Source organism: Runella sp. MFBS21, from assembly GCF_029433105.1.
Taxonomy (GTDB): domain Bacteria; phylum Bacteroidota; class Bacteroidia; order Cytophagales; family Spirosomataceae; genus Runella.
In genome coordinates, this window is sequence record NZ_JARNTW010000004.1 from 434,445 (window position 1) to 452,919 (window position 18,475).

Annotated in this window: 13 protein-coding genes; 9 read left to right on the forward strand and 4 right to left on the reverse strand. The window is 43.6% G+C overall.

Annotation, left to right across the window (positions count from 1 at the left end):
- The first annotated feature begins 4 nt into the window (after positions 1-4).
- The 6 genes from P1X15_RS12130 to P1X15_RS12155 all read left to right on the forward strand — a co-directional run bounded on the left by P1X15_RS12130 (position 5) and on the right by P1X15_RS12155 (position 10,222).
- Positions 5-2,362 carry a PSD1 and planctomycete cytochrome C domain-containing protein gene (locus P1X15_RS12130; protein ID WP_277338388.1) on the forward strand — a complete coding sequence of 786 codons (2,358 nt, stop codon included), beginning with the start codon at positions 5-7 and terminating at the stop codon, positions 2,360-2,362.
- A 19-nt stretch (positions 2,363-2,381) separates the two neighbouring features.
- Complete coding sequence (locus tag P1X15_RS12135; RefSeq protein WP_277338389.1) at positions 2,382-3,812, forward strand: DUF1501 domain-containing protein; 1,431 nt, start codon at positions 2,382-2,384, stop codon at positions 3,810-3,812.
- Between the two features lie 239 nt (positions 3,813-4,051).
- Complete coding sequence (locus P1X15_RS12140; protein WP_277338390.1) at positions 4,052-6,379, forward strand: PSD1 and planctomycete cytochrome C domain-containing protein; 2,328 nt, start codon at positions 4,052-4,054, stop codon at positions 6,377-6,379.
- An 11-nt stretch (positions 6,380-6,390) separates the two neighbouring features.
- Positions 6,391-7,845 carry a DUF1501 domain-containing protein gene (locus P1X15_RS12145; protein ID WP_277338391.1) on the forward strand — a complete coding sequence of 485 codons (1,455 nt, stop codon included), beginning with the start codon at positions 6,391-6,393 and terminating at the stop codon, positions 7,843-7,845.
- Entirely contained in the window at positions 7,845-8,006 is a 162-nt protein-coding gene (locus P1X15_RS12150; protein WP_277338392.1) for a hypothetical protein, read from the forward strand. Before P1X15_RS12145 ends, P1X15_RS12150 begins: the two co-directional genes overlap by 1 nt.
- A gap of 47 nt (positions 8,007-8,053) precedes the next feature.
- Positions 8,054-10,222 (forward strand): c-type cytochrome domain-containing protein, encoded by a 2,169-nt coding sequence (locus tag P1X15_RS12155; protein ID WP_277338393.1) that lies wholly within the window; start codon positions 8,054-8,056, stop codon positions 10,220-10,222.
- Between the two features lie 57 nt (positions 10,223-10,279).
- Here the strand turns inward: P1X15_RS12155 and P1X15_RS12160 are convergent, their stop codons facing one another.
- From P1X15_RS12160 to rsmI, 4 genes are read right to left on the reverse strand one after another with little or no spacing between them, the layout of a single operon-like run.
- Positions 10,280-11,128 carry an inositol monophosphatase family protein gene (locus P1X15_RS12160; RefSeq protein ID WP_277338394.1) on the reverse strand — a complete coding sequence of 283 codons (849 nt, stop codon included), beginning with the start codon at positions 11,126-11,128 and terminating at the stop codon, positions 10,280-10,282.
- Positions 11,125-11,385, reverse strand: coding sequence for a hypothetical protein (locus tag P1X15_RS12165; protein WP_277338395.1), 261 nt, complete (start codon positions 11,383-11,385; stop codon positions 11,125-11,127). The genes P1X15_RS12160 and P1X15_RS12165 overlap by 4 nt, the downstream gene beginning before the upstream one ends.
- A 2-nt stretch (positions 11,386-11,387) precedes the next feature.
- Complete coding sequence (locus tag P1X15_RS12170) at positions 11,388-12,593, reverse strand: DUF4105 domain-containing protein (protein ID WP_277338396.1); 1,206 nt, start codon at positions 12,591-12,593, stop codon at positions 11,388-11,390.
- A 43-nt stretch (positions 12,594-12,636) separates the two neighbouring features.
- Positions 12,637-13,308: a 16S rRNA (cytidine(1402)-2'-O)-methyltransferase gene (gene rsmI, locus P1X15_RS12175; RefSeq protein ID WP_277338397.1), complete on the reverse strand. Its 672-nt coding sequence runs from the start codon at positions 13,306-13,308 to the stop codon at positions 12,637-12,639.
- A gap of 363 nt (positions 13,309-13,671) precedes the next feature.
- On the opposite strand from rsmI, the gene P1X15_RS12180 reads away from it, so the two are divergent.
- The 3 genes from P1X15_RS12180 (at position 13,672) to P1X15_RS12190 (ending at position 18,414) form a co-directional block, all read left to right on the forward strand.
- On the forward strand, positions 13,672-16,992 hold the full coding sequence (locus tag P1X15_RS12180; protein ID WP_277338398.1) for a TonB-dependent receptor domain-containing protein: 3,321 nt from the start codon (positions 13,672-13,674) through the stop codon (positions 16,990-16,992).
- Positions 16,993-17,196: 204 nt separating this feature from the next.
- The gene (locus P1X15_RS12185; RefSeq protein WP_037326414.1) at positions 17,197-17,574 is read left to right on the forward strand and encodes a response regulator; all 378 of its coding nucleotides are present in this window, start codon (positions 17,197-17,199) and stop codon (positions 17,572-17,574) included.
- 78 nt (positions 17,575-17,652) lie between these two features.
- Positions 17,653-18,414 carry an MBL fold metallo-hydrolase gene (locus P1X15_RS12190; RefSeq protein WP_277338399.1) on the forward strand — a complete coding sequence of 254 codons (762 nt, stop codon included), beginning with the start codon at positions 17,653-17,655 and terminating at the stop codon, positions 18,412-18,414.
- Positions 18,415-18,475: the final 61 nt, after the last annotated feature.

Genomic DNA, 18,475 nt, shown 5'->3' on the forward strand with positions numbered 1-18,475 from the left:
AATCGTGCAAGAAACCACAGAAACCTTCTGGCTTTGGCAATTATTAGGGCGATTGCACCCGCTAATCGTCCACTTTCCTATCGGACTCCTTTGCGTTGCGTTGTTGTTAGAAATTGTAGATTGGCGGCGCAAGTCCACCGAGCTGAGAGCGGGTATCAAGGCATTGGTATGGATTGGAGCTGGAAGTTCTGTTCTGGCCGCTGCTTTGGGCTTGATTTTGGCCAATCAAGAAGAATATGGCGGAGATACGGTAGTAGTTCACCAATGGTCTGGCATTGCTACGATGGCTTTGGCCGTGGGAGCAGTGTGGGCTTTGCGTACAGAGCGTCAATCGCTTTTTAGGAGTTTATTGTTTATGACTGTGGGTGGAGTTACGGTGGCAGGTCACTACGGGGCTTTGCTAACCCACGGCGAAGATTATATCAGTGGTGTTTTACCTTTCAATAAATCTTCCGAAGGTGAGCCTTCGGGCAGTACAAATTTCACATTTGCTAGTACCAACCAACCCCTTACAGAAAAGCAAATTGAAGATTTGAATATTGAAGTACGTTCTATTTTGGCTCACAATTGTTACAGCTGTCATAGCGCTACCAAAACCAAAGGAGAGCTTCGGCTCGACCAAAAAGACCTCATTTTCAAAGGTGGAGAGCATGGGCCTATCATCGTGGCTGGCAATCCTGGCAAGAGCGAATTGATTCGCCGCATTACTTTGCCTGTAGGTCATAAAGAAGCAATGCCCACCAAAGGCAAGCGACTTTCCGAAAAAGACGTGGCTATTTTAGAATATTGGATTAAACAGGGCGCTCCTTGGCCTAGTGGTGCCGAAAAAAGCATTTATCGGGTGGCAGCATTGGAGCCTCGGATGCCAGAACTACCTGCTGCTACTGCCGAACTCACGCAGCCTATCGACCGTCTTACGAATGCGTATTTTCAGAAAAATAAAATCACTTGGAAAAAGCTAGTTGATGACCGTACTTATATTCGTCGGGTATATTTGGATGTGGTGGGGTTGTTGCCCAAACCAGAAGAAATTCAGGCTTTTGAAGCCGACAATCGCCCCGACAAACGGGAGATTTTGGTAAGAAGTTTGCTCAATCGCAACGAAGATTATGCACAGCATTGGCTTACTTTTTGGAATGATGCCCTCCGCAATGACTATTCGGGTACGGGCTACATCACCAAAGGGCGTTATGATATTACCAAATGGCTTTACACTTCTCTCAAAACCAACAAGCCTTATAATCTTTTTGTAAAAGAACTCATCAGTCCTACCAAAGAATCAGAAGGGTTTATCAAGGGAATCAAATGGCGTGGTACCATCAACGCTAGCCAACGTACCGAAATGCAAGCGGCCCAAAATGTGGCGCAGGTTTTCTTGGGCCTCAATCTTAAATGTGCTTCTTGCCACGATAGTTTTATCAGCGACTGGAAATTGGAAGATGCGTATGCTTTTGCTAATATTTTTGCCGACACTACCCTCGAAATTCACCGTTGCGACAAACCTACGGGCAAGTTGGCGGGTCGTAGAGTGCTTTTCAAGGAGCTAGGCGAAATCAAAGAAACGCCCGTTACGGAAGAGCGTTTGAAAGAGTTAGCGGAGTTTTTGGTACAACCCAAAGACGGTCGTCTTTATCGTACGTTGGTCAATCGGGTATGGGCGCAGCTAATGGGGCGCGGTATCGTAGAGCCCGTAGATATGATGGACAACGAACCTTGGAGCCAAGATTTGCTCGACTGGTTGGCGTCAGATTTTGTGGCGAATGGCTACGACATCAAAAAACTAATGTATGCTATCTTGACTTCTAAAACCTATCAATTGCCATCGATTGGTGTCAAAGACGCAGGTTTGCTTACATCTTCAAACTTTGTTTTTGAAGGGATGGTAAGACGACGCCTTACAGCAGAGCAATTTGCAGATGCAGTCAGCGTGGCCTTCAATCCTGTGTATGGTGATTCGGCCTTAGAATTCAAACGATTGCCCGAAAATATTCAAAAAGAAGTTCCTTTTTCAAGAGCGTCATTGGTCAAAAACGACCCATTCTTGACGGCCTTGGGGCGTCCTAATCGTGAAACGGTTACGACGAGCCGAAACTCTCAAGCCAACCTTCTTCAAGCGCTTGAGCTTACCAACGGAACCAAGTTTAATGAAGCAATCAAAAAAGGTGCAAAAATATGGCAAGCCAAATATCCTTCTTCTGAACTGCTGGTGAAGGAGCTTTATAAAAAATCGTTGGGACGGGAGCCTTTGCCGAAGGAGCTGAATGTAGCCCAGAAAATAGTAGGACCTAAGCCTACCGTAGAAGGCATAGAAGATTTAGTTTGGGCTATATCAATTCACCCAGAATTTCAGTTAATATATTGATAATAAAGCGATTTTGATAATGAAAAATAGATGGAATAGAAGAGAGTTTCTCCAGAAAACAAGCGCGGCTACTTTGGCAGCAATGGCGGCGAGTGCCCCTTTACCTAGCTTGCTTTCAGGCTGTACTAAAAAAATAGGTCAAACCAACGGTACCGCCGATACGGTCATTTTGCTTTGGATGGCGGGTGGTATGGCTCATACCGAGACCTTTGACCCTAAAAGATACACGCCTTTCGAAACAGGAATGGAAGGCAATCGTGTACTAAGTACTTTCAAATCTGTACCGACGGTTTTAGACGGAATTCATTTTTCGGAAGGGCTAGAGTCGATTGGTAAAGTAATGGACAAAGGAACGCTCATTCGCTCTTATGTAGCGGCTGACTTGGGGCATATCTTGCACTCTCGGCACCAATACCATTGGCATACCTGCTACGAACCGCCCCAAACGGTCGCAGCACCTCATATTGGAGCATGGATTGCCAAAGAACTAGGCCCTAAAAATCCCGTGATTCCGGCTTTTATTGATATTGGTCAGCGTTTTACGGTAGGTGAGGCCGAAGAGTTGAAAGCCTTTCATACGGCAGGTTTTTTGGGAAATGAATACGGGCCTTTCTTTATTCCTGACCCCAGTCAAGGATTAGAAAGTGTACGCCCGCCTGTAGGAATGGATGCCAAACGTTTTGAACGCCGCAACCAGCTCTACAACGATCTCATCAGCAATGGCCCTATGGGTGAGTTTGGGAGTGATTACCAAAAAGAATCCCTCAAACGCTCGATGGAGCAAGCCTATATGCTGCTCAATTCGCCCGAAGCTAAGGCTTTTAACCTCACTACCGAGCCCAAAGAAAGCTACGATATTTACAACACAGGACGCTTTGGGTTGGGGTGTCTGTTGGCCAAAAGGTTGACCCAACAAGGCGCACGTTTCATCAGTGTAACCACCGAATATGAACCATTTTTTGGATGGGATACCCACGAAAACGGTCACACGCGCTTGGAAGGGATGAAAAAAATGATTGACGGGCCCGTGGCTCAATTGATTAAGGATTTAGACCAATCGGGCCACCTCGACCGCACGCTTATCATCTTGGCGAGTGAGTTTAGTCGCGATATGATGGTCGAAGGCCGTCCCGATGCCAAGGTACAAGAGCAAGTAAATCAGCCCGAGATTTTGTCGGATATGAAATTTTACGGAATGCACCGCCACTTTACTGATGGCTGCTCAATATTGATGTTTGGAGGGGGAATCAAACGTGGATTTGTATATGGCAAAACCGCCGACGAACGTCCCTGTAAGACTATCGAGAATCCCGTAAAAATCGACGGAATCCATCAAACTATTTATCATGCATTGAGCATTGCGCCTGATACACAGTATGAAATCGAAAAACGACCTTTTTATACTACCCCCGACGGTAAAGGTAAGGCTGTGATGGATTTGTTGGCCTAGAATATAGCTAACAGCCGTGATATATCGCAATTCAAAGGATCTTTATGATTTTACTTGCAAAATTCAACCTCACGGCAGTGGCCGACCGTCCCACCCTCACGGTACGCCGTGCGGCCTTTCTGGAGAAGGGAATTTAAAGCCCTCTCCAGAAAGGAGAGGGTGGGGTGAGGTTACATTTTCAAAGCGCAAGTAACTTCATAAACTACCAATTCAACGATGCTTTAGCACTGAATAATGTAATGACGAAAAATGCTTTTTATATATCGGTAATGGCCGTGGCACTTATCGGGTATTTACAATCTTGCGGAAGTAGCTCAAGCACTTCTCAAGAAGAAATACCCGATAAGGTGAGTTATAATTTTGACATCCGTCCTATTCTTTCGGATAAGTGCTTGGCGTGTCATGGGCCAGATGCCAACAAAAGAGAAGCGGGACTTCGGCTCGACGACCCCGAAAGTGCCTTCCATGCACTGAAAGATAATCCATCGGCTCACGCTATCATAGCGGGAGAACCACAGCGGTCGGAGGTGTTTTTGAGGATTTCGACCAAGGATACCAATAAGCTCATGCCGCCGCCTTCCTCTAATCTTAAACTCTCAGCTAGAGAGATAGCCCTGATTGAGAAGTGGATTAAACAAGGGGCCAAATATGAGAAGCATTGGGCGTTTGTGGCTCCCCAAAAACCAGCGGTGCCTAAAGTAAAAAATGAGGATTGGCCCAAAAACGAAATAGACTTTTTTGTTTTACAAAAACAAGAACAAAAAGGCTTTAGTCCCAACGAAGAAGCTGACAAAGAGCGGCTACTCAAACGCCTAAGTCTTGACCTTGTAGGCTTGCCTCCTACGCTCAAAATGATGGACAGTTTCTTGGCCGATAAAAGCCCCAATGCTTACGAAAAAGTAGTGGACGAACTGCTCAAAAATCCAGCTTATGGTGAAAAAATGGCGGTGTATTGGCTTGATTTGGCACGATATGCCGATTCGCATGGGTACCAAGATGATGGTTATCGTACGCAGTGGCCGTGGCGGGATTGGGTGATTCATGCCCTCAACAAAAACATGCCTTATGATAAGTTTGTGACATGGCAGTTGGCGGGAGATTTACTACCCAACCGCGATAAAAGCCCTACTTACAAAGAGCAACTTTTGGCAACAGGCTTTAATCGAAACCATAAGATTACGGAAGAAGGCGGTGTGATACCTGAAGAGTATCGCATCAGCTACGTGACCGACCGCAACGATTTGTTTGGCAAGGCTTTTCTGGGGGTCACTCTTGAATGCGCTCATTGCCACGACCATAAGTATGATCCTTTCTCTCAAAAAGAATATTACCAACTCTTTGCTTTTTTTAATAGCGTCAATGAAGTGGGGATTGAATCGGTAATTGGTGGGCCTGAAACCTATGCCAAAAAACCGCTCATGGAAATCAGCAATGAGGATGTAAAAAATATTTTGACTTTCATCAACAAACCTGATACCAACCGCCTCATTGTATCGGTGATGACCGACCTTGATACCATGCGCAAGACGCATATCTTACGCAGAGGAGTATATGATGCCCCTGGCGATGAGGTACAGCCTAATACTCCTTCCTTTATTTTGCCTTTTGATAAAAAATACCCCAAAAACCGCCTTGGATTAGCTAAGTGGCTTTTTGATCGCAAAAATCCCCTTACGGCACGGGTATTTGTCAATCAAATGTGGCAGGAGTTTTTTGGGAAAGGCATTGTCAAGACATCGGGCGATTTTGGGATGCAAGGAGAGCTTCCTTCCCATCCAGAGCTGCTAGACTGGTTGGCGGTCGATTTTATGGAGCATGGATGGAATCTTAAACGATTAGTAAAACAGTTTGTGATGTCGGCTACATACCGGCAGTCGGCAGTAGTAACACCCGAAAAACTCGCCACCGACCCCGACAATATTTACCTAGCACGGGCGCCGCGCTATCATATCAATGCGGAGTTTGTACGGGATTTGGTGCTTTCAAGTAGTGGATTGCTGGTGCCTACTGTTGGGGGGCCAAGTGTCAAGCCTTATCAGCCACCAGGGCTTTGGGAAGGAGCTACTTCGGGTCGCGGGTTGCTCTCTATGTATGTGCAAGACCACGGTGCAAGCCTGTATCGTAGAGGAATGTACACGCTCATTAAGCGCACGGTGCCGCCACCTTCTATGAGTATTTTTGACGCCAGCAATCGTGATTTGTGTGAAGTAAAACGCCTCAAAACCAATACCCCTTTGCAAGCTTTGGTGATGCTAAATGACCCCACGGTGCTAGAAGCTTCACGGGTATTAGCGGCAAAATTGCTACAAGAAAATAGTGGCGTTTCCGACAAAATTCAGAAAGCATTTCGCTTAGTAGTATGTCGCAAGCCTACCGATAAGGAGATGACTATTTTGAGTGATTTTTATGAAAAAGAACTTAAAAAACTCAATAAGTCGAGTGCAGAAAAGCTGTTAGCTGTAGGAGAGTATCCTATGCCCTCCCAAATAGACAAAGTGCAATTGGCAGCTTTGATGAAAGTTGTCAATACCATTTACAACTTAGAAGAGTCTATTACAAAGACCTAACGTAGAAAAGAATGGAAAAAGAAATCTTAGAACATGGCTTGAGTTTTAATCGTCGGCGGTTTTTATCGACCATGAGCCTGGGCTTAGGAAGTGTAGCGTTGGGGTCGTTGATGATTCCCAATCTACTCAATGGTGGTGATATGGACGAAGCAGGTTTTACACCGGGTATCCCTCACTTTGCACCCAAAGCCAAACGAGTCATTTATTTGTTTCAGAATGGAGCTCCTTCGCAGATGGAACTCTTTGATTATAAGCCCAAGTTGCGCGAAATGATGGGGCAAGAAATCCCGCCGTCAGTGCGTGGAAACCAACGCCTCACGGGAATGACCGCCAATCAAGCTTCATTTCCTTTGGCGGGCTCATTTGTGGATTTCAAACAATATGGGCAGTCAGGGGCGTGGGTGAGCGATTTGATGCCTTATACTGCCAAAATCGTGGACGACCTCTGTATTGTCAAATCAATGTACACCGAGGCTATCAATCATGACCCTGCTCTTACCTTTTTACAAACAGGCTCGCAGCAAGGCAACCGCCCAAGTATGGGGGCGTGGTTGAGCTATGGTTTGGGTAATGAAAACAAAAACTTGCCTGATTTTACGGTACTTCTATCGCGGGGAATCGGCAATGGTCAGGGAGTATATTCCAAACTTTGGTCGAATGGCTTTTTGGATTCTATTCATCAAGGGGTACAATTTAGCAAGGGAGAAGACCCTGTTTTGTATATCCGAGACCCTGAAGGGATGAACCGCAAAGAACGCCGTGAAATGTTGGATAATTTATCTGAACTGAATCAACTTTCCTATGAGCAGTTTGGCGACCCTGAGATTGCGGCCAAAATCAAACAGTACGAAATGGCCTATCGAATGCAAACAGCCGTGCCTGAAGTGATGGATTTGTCAAAAGAATCGGACGATATCGTAAAGCTTTATGGGCCAGACTGTTTGGTGCCGGGCACTTACGCTGCGAATTGTCTTTTGGCGCGTAAACTTTCTGAAAATGGGGTGAGATTTGTACAATTATACCATCAAGGTTGGGATCAGCACGGAAACTTGCCTTTTGAAATACAAAGCCAAGCCAAAGACGTGGATCAAGCTTCCGCTGCATTGGTGACTGATTTGAAACAACGTGGGCTTTTGGACGAAACATTAGTGATTTGGGGGGGAGAATTTGGTCGTACCAGCTATAGCCAAGGTAAACTTACCAAAGACAATTATGGCCGCGACCACCACCCGCGTTGCTTTACGATTTGGATGGCGGGCGGCGGAATCAAGCCGGGGCTAGTCTATGGCGATACCGACGAAGTAGGATATAACATAGCCCGTAATCCTGTGCATGTGCATGATTTTCAGGCGACTGTGCTACACCTCTTAGGGCTTAATCACGAAAAACTTATTTTCAAACATCTTGGTCGCCGTTATCGGCTTACCGATGTGTCGGGCAAGGTAGTAAGAGATATCATTAGTTAATGGCGTTTAACTTAGCTGATTTGCGTCGGAGACGCAGCACCCTTTTTGACCCAAATGATAGTTTGGGTCAAGCTATTGCAAAACTTATTTTTAAACATCTTGGTCGCCGTTATCGGCTTACCGATGTGTCGGGCAAGGTAGTAAGAGATATCATTAGTTAATCTTTTTTGTAACATAGGGAACAAAACCTAAAGTCCAATTTTCTCAAATGAGTAGAAAGGTTATTGATTATTTAGAGCAGTTTTTGTTGGTTTTCGGAATATTTATTGCCTTTCTGTTGTTGTTTGAGAGCAAATTGGTAGTACCGCTTTGGCTCCAGCCTTTGGGACGTATGCATCCTTTGCTGTTGCACTTTCCTATTGTGATGCTGCTTATTGCCTTTGGAATGGAGTTTTTTCGCTTTAATTCTTCCAACTCCTCCAATTCTTTTTACCTTCTATTTCTGCGAAATCTCTGGCTTATTGGAGCCGTTTTGACCGGGATGACGGTGGTTATGGGGCTTTTTTTGGCAAAAGAACAAGGCTACGAAGGTGAAACCTTACCTTGGCACAAATGGACAGGTATAGTGGTTTTTTATGTGGCACTAGCGGGCTATTGGGTGCGCCAACAGCCTTGGTATCAGGCTGCTATCGCCAAAGGATTTGTGTCGATTGCGGCCTTGATTTTGGTAATTACGGGGCATTTTGGCGCGGTTTTAACGCACGGCGACAATTTTATTTCTGGTCCTTTGCAAACCCCTGAGTCAGTTCCTTTCGACGAGGCCATTGTTTTTGACCATGTCATTCAACCTATTTTTGAACAAAAATGCGTTAGTTGTCACAATCCCGATAAGATAAAAGGTGAGCTGATGCTGACCGACCAACAGTCGATTTTGAAGGGTGGCAAAACAGGCAAGTTGTTTGTGCCCGGACAGCCCCAAGTGAGTTTGCTTTTGCAGCGTATTCACTTACCGCTCGACGACAAAAAGCACATGCCTCCCGTGGGGAAAGTACAGCTCAATCCGCAAGAAATTATGCTATTATCGCTGTGGATTAAAGGCAATGCTGATTTTAAGAAAAAAGTGGCAGACTTGCCTGCTAATGATTCCTTACGGCTTATTGCCGCCAATTTGTTGGCACCTGTCAATACCCCACAAGAAACATTTGACTTTGCTGCTGCCGACGAAGAAACCATCAAAAAGCTAACGACGGAGTTTCGGAGTATTGCACCCTTGGCCCATGAATCGCCTGCTTTATCGGTCAATTTTTTCAATAAAAATTTGTACAACCCTGACAAAATCAAAGAGTTGGTTGAGATTAAGAAGCAGGTGGTATTTTTGAATCTTGCCAAAATGCCCGTCAAAGATGCTGATTTGGGTCAAGTAGTAGCTTTTGAAAATTTGCAAAAATTGAATCTGAATTTTACGGATATTACTGGCAAAGGACTGAAAGAACTTACTGCTTTAAAAAAACTCAAAAACCTCTCTGTAGCAGGAACAAAAATAGCCTTCAAAGACTTTCAAGCAGTCATATCTAGTTTTGAGAATCTCAATACGGTGGCTATTTGGAACACGGGTCTGACGCCCTCAGAGATGCAGCAACTCAAAAAAGAGTTTAAGAATATCAATTTTATTGAAGGGTTCAAAGATGATGGTTCAAACCCTATCAAACTCAATCCGCCGCAAGTTAAAAACAGCGCAATGGTTTTTGAAAACTCATTGGCCGTATTGTTGAGTCACCCGGTCAAAGGTGTTCAAATTAGATATACGACCGACGGCACCGAGCCAGATAGTATTCGTTCGCCGTTGTTTACTAATCAAACAATCATTAATAATAGCACTCATATTCGTGCTAAGGCCTACAAAGATGGTTGGTATGGAAGTGACGTAATAGATTTTGACTTTTTGAAAAGAACCTACAAGCCTGATAGTGTACGGCTTTTGCTACCGCTCAATCGAGTACATCAGGCAGAAGGAGAGAAATCGTTTTTTGATACAAAACTCGGTACCTTCAATGCCAACAGCCCTGCATGGGCCAACAATTGGACTGGCGTCCGAAACAACGATATGGCTTTGATGTCAGAATTTAAGAAGCCTGCGCTTATATCGTCGGTGGAGTTGCGTATCATGGAAGAAGTAGAAACGGGGATATTTCCTCCCGAAAAAATTGAAGTATGGGGAGGAACAGACCCTAATCAATTGAAACTAATAGCGACTTTTAAGCCTTCTATTCCGACCCAACAACGCCCGCATTTGCTAACTACAGTAGGAGGTAAGTTTAAGCCTCAATCGGTGACTTTTCTGAAAATCGTAGCCAAACCTCTTCAAAAAATTCCAGATTGGCATGGAGCCAAAGGACGGACGGCATTGTTGCTCGTAGATGAGCTACTCATAAATTAAGCTGTAGCGTGCCAAAAACCAATTCTTTTAGGCTTTTGGCACGCTACACAATAGGGTTTAGGACCAGTGTTCTTGAATTACTTCTAGCAATTCTGATTGAGCAGCACAGCCAGCAATCACATCACCGCCAAAGAGCCAATCTTGTCCACCCGAAAAATCAGTGATTTGTCCGCCTGCTTCTAAAATAAGGAGTGTGCCAGCGGCCATATCCCAAGAGTTGAGGTTGTATTCATAAAATGCCTCAAAACGCCCTGCCGCTACGTAGGCTAAATCAATGGCGGCGGCTCCCATGCGGCGGAGGCCGTGGCAGCGCTGCATGAGGGTTTCTAGGATTTTGAGGTATTTGTCTTGTTTTTCAAATTTATAATAAGGGAAGCCCGTTGCTAGTAAGCTATCGCCTATGGTGGTGGCCGTCGATACTTTGAGACGAGTTGCATTTTCGAGCAAAGAAACATCTAGCGGAAGCCCTCCCAGCGTATACCTTAGGCTAACACTCCACGCGCCGCCACCTTGCCAACCATAAAATAGTTCTTCGGTACCCAAATGGTAAATGACCCCGGCGATGGGGATTTTGTTTTTGACCAAACCTACGCTTACGCAATAAATGGGCAAAGCATGAATAAAATTGGCAGTTCCGTCGAGTGGGTCAATAACCCAATACAACTCATCGGGGTTTGATTCTTCGCCAGCAGTACCTTCTTCGGTGATAAAGCCCGCCTCAGGCAAGAGTTGGCGCAGACCTGTCACAAGAAGCTTTTCGGTTTCTTTGTCAACGTAAGATACTAAATTGTTGGCGGCTTTGTATTCGGTTTGAGTGCGGTCAAATTTCGCCGCTTCTTGTTTAATAAATGCCCCCGCTTGGCGAACAATTTCTATGGTCTGTAAGGTGAGATTTTCGAGATTCATTCTTCGATGTTCTTTAAATATGATAAGTCTTGCATTGAGATGACATTGTACTTGCTTCGTTCAATAGGCGTACGAGATTTAAGTATTCTGCTTCCATTGTCTAGGGGAGGGTTGGCGGGGTTTGCTTTGTAAATCGCCTTGGCATATAAAATAAGTTTCAAAGCTGCTTCCAAACGTTGCTGCGGAGTTTTACTGTGCCATAGCTCTTTGTCATATTTAGGAATATCGTCAGGATTTTGAGATTTAATGATAGCCATGATTAAAGTGTTCTTTTTCTGAGAAAGAATAATCGATAAAAAAGACAAAAAATGAGCAGCCAAGCTTCCAAAGGCATTCCTACAAATACGCCTTTGACCACACTCCCTATCGCGACCGATAGCACATAGACGCCCATCAAGCCAAGGTTGATTAATACAAACTTTTGTACCCAAGTTTGTTGCTTAATTCGGCTTAGAAAAAACGCCAATGGTAAGTACAGCGGAATAGCCCATAGTAGATGCAAGTTCCACTCCGTCACACCGTGATTGGTAGCAGTAGCTAATCCCAACAAAATCCATCCTGCTAGGCCGATAATGGTAAGAAATATTTTATCAAATACGAAGGAGATTTTCAATTGTTTCTGTTGGCGTTGCGTATACCAAATCACAAATACTACCAATACCCCAAAGAGTACCATCGGACTTAACCACCAAGGTTGCGAAGGCTGCTCCCGATGCGAAAAATGAGTAGTAACCAAGGGTTGTGTCCTACTTACGAGGGATTTGCCACCTATGGTAGCCTTGTCGAAGTGATGCATCAAATTGTAAGGCAGGTACATTTCTTGCTGAGGCGTTGCAATTTCATCCGAAGGAAGTCCAAGGGCTAGATTCATCAGAAATTTTTCCCAAGGTTTATATTCCAAATATTGATTCATCCATTGCCTAAAACTTTTGGCTTCGCCGTCAATAGGTTTGTTGTAATAAACCAGACTATCGCCACAAGCTACTTGCAGGGCATCGCGAATACGGCTAGAACAGTTGTCATAAAAGAACCGGTATTGATATTCACGATTTTGGGGAAGAGCATTGTTTTCCAGAAAATCAAACAGTTTTTGTTTTTGTGTTTGGGACAAATTCAAAATCTGCTCAGTCAAGTCGCGGCGTTCGGCCTCATAATGGGGCACTACGTACTCCATTGGTACTACCGAAAGCGTGTAAGGTAGCGTACCTTGCACAAATTTTAGCAAGAAATTGCCTGTTTGAAAAGTATAAGTGCCATAGTTGTAGTTTCTGCTGATGCCGTTGAGCGGGTCATATATCCAGAGAGAGCTGTGCCCAAAACCACTTCCTTCAAATACACTATTGCCTGGAGCAATAGTAATCAGACTCACTTTGGCTTCATTGCTGAGGGTTTGGGCCATGAGCGACGAACTTAGCAGAAGGCTGTAAGCGATAAGCTGTAGGCTGTAAGCAATACGTCTAGCCATATTTTCTCTGCTTTTTCTCTTCTGGACTGCTACCCCTTTTTTACTATTTACCTGATACAACAATAACGATTTCACCCTTGATAGTTTTTTCGGCAAAATAAGCAATAATTTCGGTTAAAGTCCCACGAATAGTTTCTTCATAAACTTTTGTTAATTCGCGAGACACAGAAGCTTGTCGGTCGGCTCCAAAATACTCCACAAATTGCTCCAAAGACTTTAATAGCCGATGCGGAGATTCATAAAAAATCATCGTTCTTTCTTCTTCTTTGAGTTGAGTAAGGCGAGTTTGGCGGCCTTTTTTATGGGGTAAAAACCCCTCAAATGTAAAACGATCATTAGGAAGACCTGAGTTGACGAGGGCAGGTACAAAGGCAGTAGGTCCAGGCAAACATTCTACTTCTATGTTGTTTTTGATACATTCTCTCACCAGCAAAAAGCCTGGGTCAGAGATAGCAGGCGTACCTGCGTCAGAGACCAAGGCCATGTTTTCGCCTTTGAGGAGACGAGCGATGAGTTTCTGTACAGTCTGATGCTCATTGTGGATATGGTAGCTTTGCAAGGGCTTCGTAATACCCAAATGCTTGAGTAAATGACCAGAGGTTCGGGTGTCTTCGGCCAGAATGACATCAGCGTTTTTGAGGGTATTGATAGCACGCAGGGTAATGTCTTCCAAATTGCCAATAGGGGTAGGGATGAGGTATAATTTTGGAGTCACGGTATATGGTGATTTAATGGTCACAATTGCATGAATACGGCAATTTGTACGATTTTAAGGAAATAGACAATATGCTTAATAGGATTAATCTCATTTTTGGTTTAAAAGCAGTTTCAAACAAATAAGCAAGATTGGGAGTTTGAGAAGCAAAACAATGTTAACAATTTTTTAAAATCTTTATTTTGAAAAATTGCCGTAAAAAAATGTATTATTTTAATAATACGGTCATTCACAGCTGTTAAGGTATTGTTTTCTTTGGGAATAGCTTTTGTTTGTCCCATAAATTTCTTGTTTCTTTGTGCCGATTTTGACATCAACCAACTGTTTAAAACCAATTACAATTCTAACCAAAATTTTCAAATTATGAATCTTAAAGATTTACGAAAAATGCGGCTCATAATTGCACTTTTCGCAGTCATTGCTGCTATTTGTGTGAGTTTGCCCGAAGTGAAGGCGCAGGTTACTACCTCTACTTTGAGCGGTACTGTGAAGGATGACAAAAACTCAGAACTACCCGGTGCCACCGTAGTAGCTGTACACGTTCCTTCTGGTACTCAATATGGAAGTGTTACAAATGTAAGTGGTAACTACAGTATCCCCAACATGCGGATTGGTGGTCCTTACAAAGTTACGGTAAGTTTTGTGGGATTTGGAACCAAAACATACGATGATATTTATCTGAAATTAGGAGAGCCTTATACCCTTAATTCACAGCTTTCGACTGGCGATGTGCAGCTTGCGGAAGTAGTAGTAGTGAGTGCTCAAAACAAACTCCTTAGCAGCGAACGGCTGGGTGCAGTAACCAATATCGGTAGCGGTCAGATTCAAGCTTTGCCTTCTATCAGCCGTAGTATCAACGACTTGACTCGTCTTACTCCTCAAGCCAACGGTACGTCGGTGGGTGGAGGAAACTACCGCCAAAACAATATCACTATTGATGGTGCTGACTTTAACAACAACTTTGGGATTGGTACTAACCTTCCAGGTGGCAATGCAACTCCTATTTCATTGGATGCTATCGAAGAAATTTCAGTAAATGTAACTCCTTATGATATTCGCCAATCTGGTTTTATTGGTAGTGCTATCAACGCCGTTACACGTTCTGGAAATAATAATTTTTCTGGCTCAGCTTATACTTATTTCAGAAATCAAAATCAACAAGGAAATAAAGTAGGCGATAATACTTTTGCTCGTCAAGATTTGGATTACAAACAGTACGGTTTCCGTTTGGGTGGACCTCTTATTAAAAACAAACTTTTCTTCTTCGTCAATGCCGAGACAGAAAAGCAAATCACTCCAGGTCCTTCTCAAATTGCGGCAACGGCTCAGTTGCCTTTTTCACAAAGCAATCCCCAAGTATCGCGCCCTACAGTAGACGAAATGAATACAATCAGCGCTTACTTGAGAGACACATACGGATATGAAACTGGGCCTTACCAAGGGTACTCTTCAAATAGCTTCAGTACTAAATTTTTGGTGCGCTTAGATTGGAACATCAGCAAAAATCACCGTATCAACGTCCGTTACAACCAACTTAAGAGCGAGTCTTCACGGATTCAGCCAAGTACATCTGTTTCGCCGTTTACAAATATTTACCCCCAAAACCGTCAAAGCACTCAAGCTTTGCAGTACGAAAACTCAGGGTATTTTCAAGCAGCCAACTTTACTTCTTTTGCGGCCGAGCTTAACTCTACTTTCGGTGGTAAATTTGCCAATACATTGCGTGCTACTTATACACACCAAAATGACCCCCGTACTACCAAAGGCGGACAGTTTCCTTTTGTTGATATCTTGAAAGATGGTAATCCACTTACTTCTTTTGGAACGGAGTTGTTTTCGTATGGAAACTTGCGTGATGTAGAAATGCTATCTTTCGTAGATAACCTGACTTGGACTTCGGGTAAGCACAACTGGACTGTAGGAGCACAAGCCGACTTCAATACTACCAAAAATGGTTTCCAACGCTTTGGTACAGGTTTTTATGTATTCCAGTCTTGGGATGACTTTACATCGGGCAAATTGCCAAGCCACTATGGTTTGACTTACTCGTTGGCACCTAATTTTGAGCAAGTGTTCCCAAGCTTTAAGTTTTCTCAGTATTCTGTGTACGGACAAGACGAAATCAACGTCAACAGCAAGCTGAAAATTACGGCTGGATTGCGTATCGATTTGCCAACTTACCCCGAACCTTTGAAGGAGCATCCATTGATTTCACAGTTGACTTTTGCTAATGGACAGAAAGTAAATACGGGGGCTCTTCCTAAGTCTAGTTTGTTGTGGTCGCCACGTGTAGGGTTTAACTATGATGTAAATGGCGACCGTTCGCTTCAAGTTCGTGGTGGTAGTGGTATTTTCTCAGGACGTGTGCCTTTTGTATGGATTGTATCACAAGCAGGTGATGCAGGTATGCTACAAGTAACTCAAACTTGGACAGGTGCCAATGTTCCTGGTCCTTTCAGATTGGAGCCTTACTATCCCACCACTGTCCCTGTGGCTGGTACTTCTATTCCTACAGGAGGAACAACAGCAATTTCTCCTGATTTCAAAATGCCACAAACTTGGAAAAGTAGCTTAGCCGTGGATATGCAATTGCCTTGGGGAATCGTAGGTACGGTAGAAGGGATTTACAACAAAGACATTAATACTGCTTATTTCAGTAATATCAACCTTGTTCAGCCTACTGCACTTGGCGTGTCGGGGTATCCAGACAATCGTTTGATGTATCCTACCACAAACACCCAAAAATACATCAATCCTCTTACATCTGCGGGTCAGTATAGCCCTACCGGAACCACCGCCTACAACGTTACAATGCTAGGAAATGCTTCACAAGGCTACTATTGGTCTGTGACTGCTAAATTAGAAAAACAATTTAGCAAAGGTATTTCGGCTTCATTGGCATATGTACGTAGTGGTGCCAAAAACTTGTTTGACGGTGGAGGGGATCAGCCAGCTTCGGCTTTCCAAGGAACTGCTACTGTCAATGGCTCAAACTTTGCGACCCTTAGCAATGCTAACTATGTAGTTCCGACGCGTTTAGTTGGTTCACTTTCTTACCGTAAAGAGTATGCTAAATTCTTGGCGACAAGTATTTCGTTGGTATATCAAGGTTCAGCTGACGGTCGTTTCTCTTATATCTATTCTACGGATTTCAACAGAGACGGCGCCAATGCTGATTTGATTTATGTTCCTAAAGATCCTTCAGAAATTACGTTTGTATCACAAACAGTAGGCTCTGGTGCCAGTGCAGTTACTTATACTCCCCAACAGCAGAGTGATGCGTTTTTCCAATATATCGAACAAGATGCTTATTTGAGTAAGCGTAAAGGTCAATATGCTGAGCGTAATGGTGCTGCATTGCCTTGGAGAAACCAATTTGATTTCCGTATCCTTCAAGATTTCTTTGTCAATGTACAGGGCAAACGCAATACTATCCAGTTGAGTGTTGATATTTTCAATCTTGGAAACCTTCTTAACAGCAGCTGGGGCTTGACTAAGCTTATTAACAACAACGCTATTTTGATACCTGCCAACAACTCGTCGGTAGTATCAGGAGGAACAGTGAAACCTACTTATCGTTTAGGCTTGGATCGTGGAGGACTTATCAAAGATACTTTCCGCGACAACGTAGGATTTTCATCTACCTACTACATGCAATTTGGAGTGCGTTATATCTTCAACTAAGCATTGTTTTACTACTTTTCAAAAAATCCCGTGCCTGCGCTCGGGATTTTTTGATGGGGCCTAGGCTACCTTAAAAGGAGTTAGGAATGATTTTTGTGTTTTTCTTGAAAAGAGTTTTTTAGTTTATAATTTTTCTGTTTCTTAATATCGCTTTTCTTTGTTCTTTTGCAATAGAAAGCATTAAACCACCAAAATTCATATATCATGTCGCAAAAGCGCGTTCTCATTGCCGAAGATAGTTCCGTCATTCAAAATCTAGCCCGCAAGATTTTGGAGTTTCAGAATTATGAAATCACCGCCGTCAAAAACGGAGAACAGGTGATGCAAATCGTGGACAAAGAAGATTTTGACATTGTTTTGCTCGATATCAACATGCCTATTATGGATGGTATGGAGTGTGTAAAAGCTATTCGAGCTCTCAACGATAAGAAAAAATCTAATTTGCCAGTGGTAGCAATCACTGGTAATGCCAAAAATTATTCTGAAGAAGAGTTCAAATCAGCGGGCTTTAATGATGTACTCGTAAAACCCCTCAATTTCGACCGCCTTGTAGAAATCGTAAATGAATTGACGGAAGAATAAATAATACCTTTGGTGCGTGTATTGGAAACTAAATTTAGCTAAAAATTTCTTCCAATACACGCATCTTGCTTATCCACAATGGTTGTTACTCTTCTCGGTACTGGAACCTCATCCGGGGTGCCGCTCATTGGCTGCTCCTGCGAAGTCTGCCGCTCGCTCGACTATCGCGATAAGCGTTTGCGTGTATCGGTACACATCTTCATAGAAGAAAAAAGTTTTGTGATTGATACCGGACCCGATTTTCGTCAGCAAATATTAAGGGAGGGAATCAATCAGCTCGATGCAGTTTTGTTTACCCATCAGCACAAAGATCATACGGCGGGTTTGGATGACGTAAGAGCCTTCAATTTTCTTCAACAACGCGACATGCCTGTATATGGGCGAGCGCAGGTCTTAGAGCAGTTACGGCGGGAATTTGAATATGCTTTTGCGGAGTTTCGCTATCCTGGCATTCCCCGACTCCAACTTCACGAAATCCACAATGAGCCTTTTAGTATCGAAGGTGTCGAATTTGTCCCTATTGATGTGCTACATCACAAACTCCCCGTTTTTGGCTTTAGAGTAGGGGATTTTGCCTACCTAACCGACGTAAATCACATTCCCGAAAGCGAATACGCTAAACTTCAAAATCTGGATACGTTGGTATTGGGAGCATTGCAGCACGAGCCCCATATTTCTCATTTTAACTTGCGCGAAGCCTTAGAAGTGGTGGAGATTCTGAAACCACAACATGCGTATTTTACGCACATCAGTCATAAAATGGGACGTCATGCCCTTATCGAGCCTACTTTACCGAACCACGTAAAATTGGGCTATGACGGACTAAAGATTTATGTTTAGTATACCAATTGCAAAATACAAATGCTTGATAATGAATTGAAAGGTATTTTTTTTGAATATT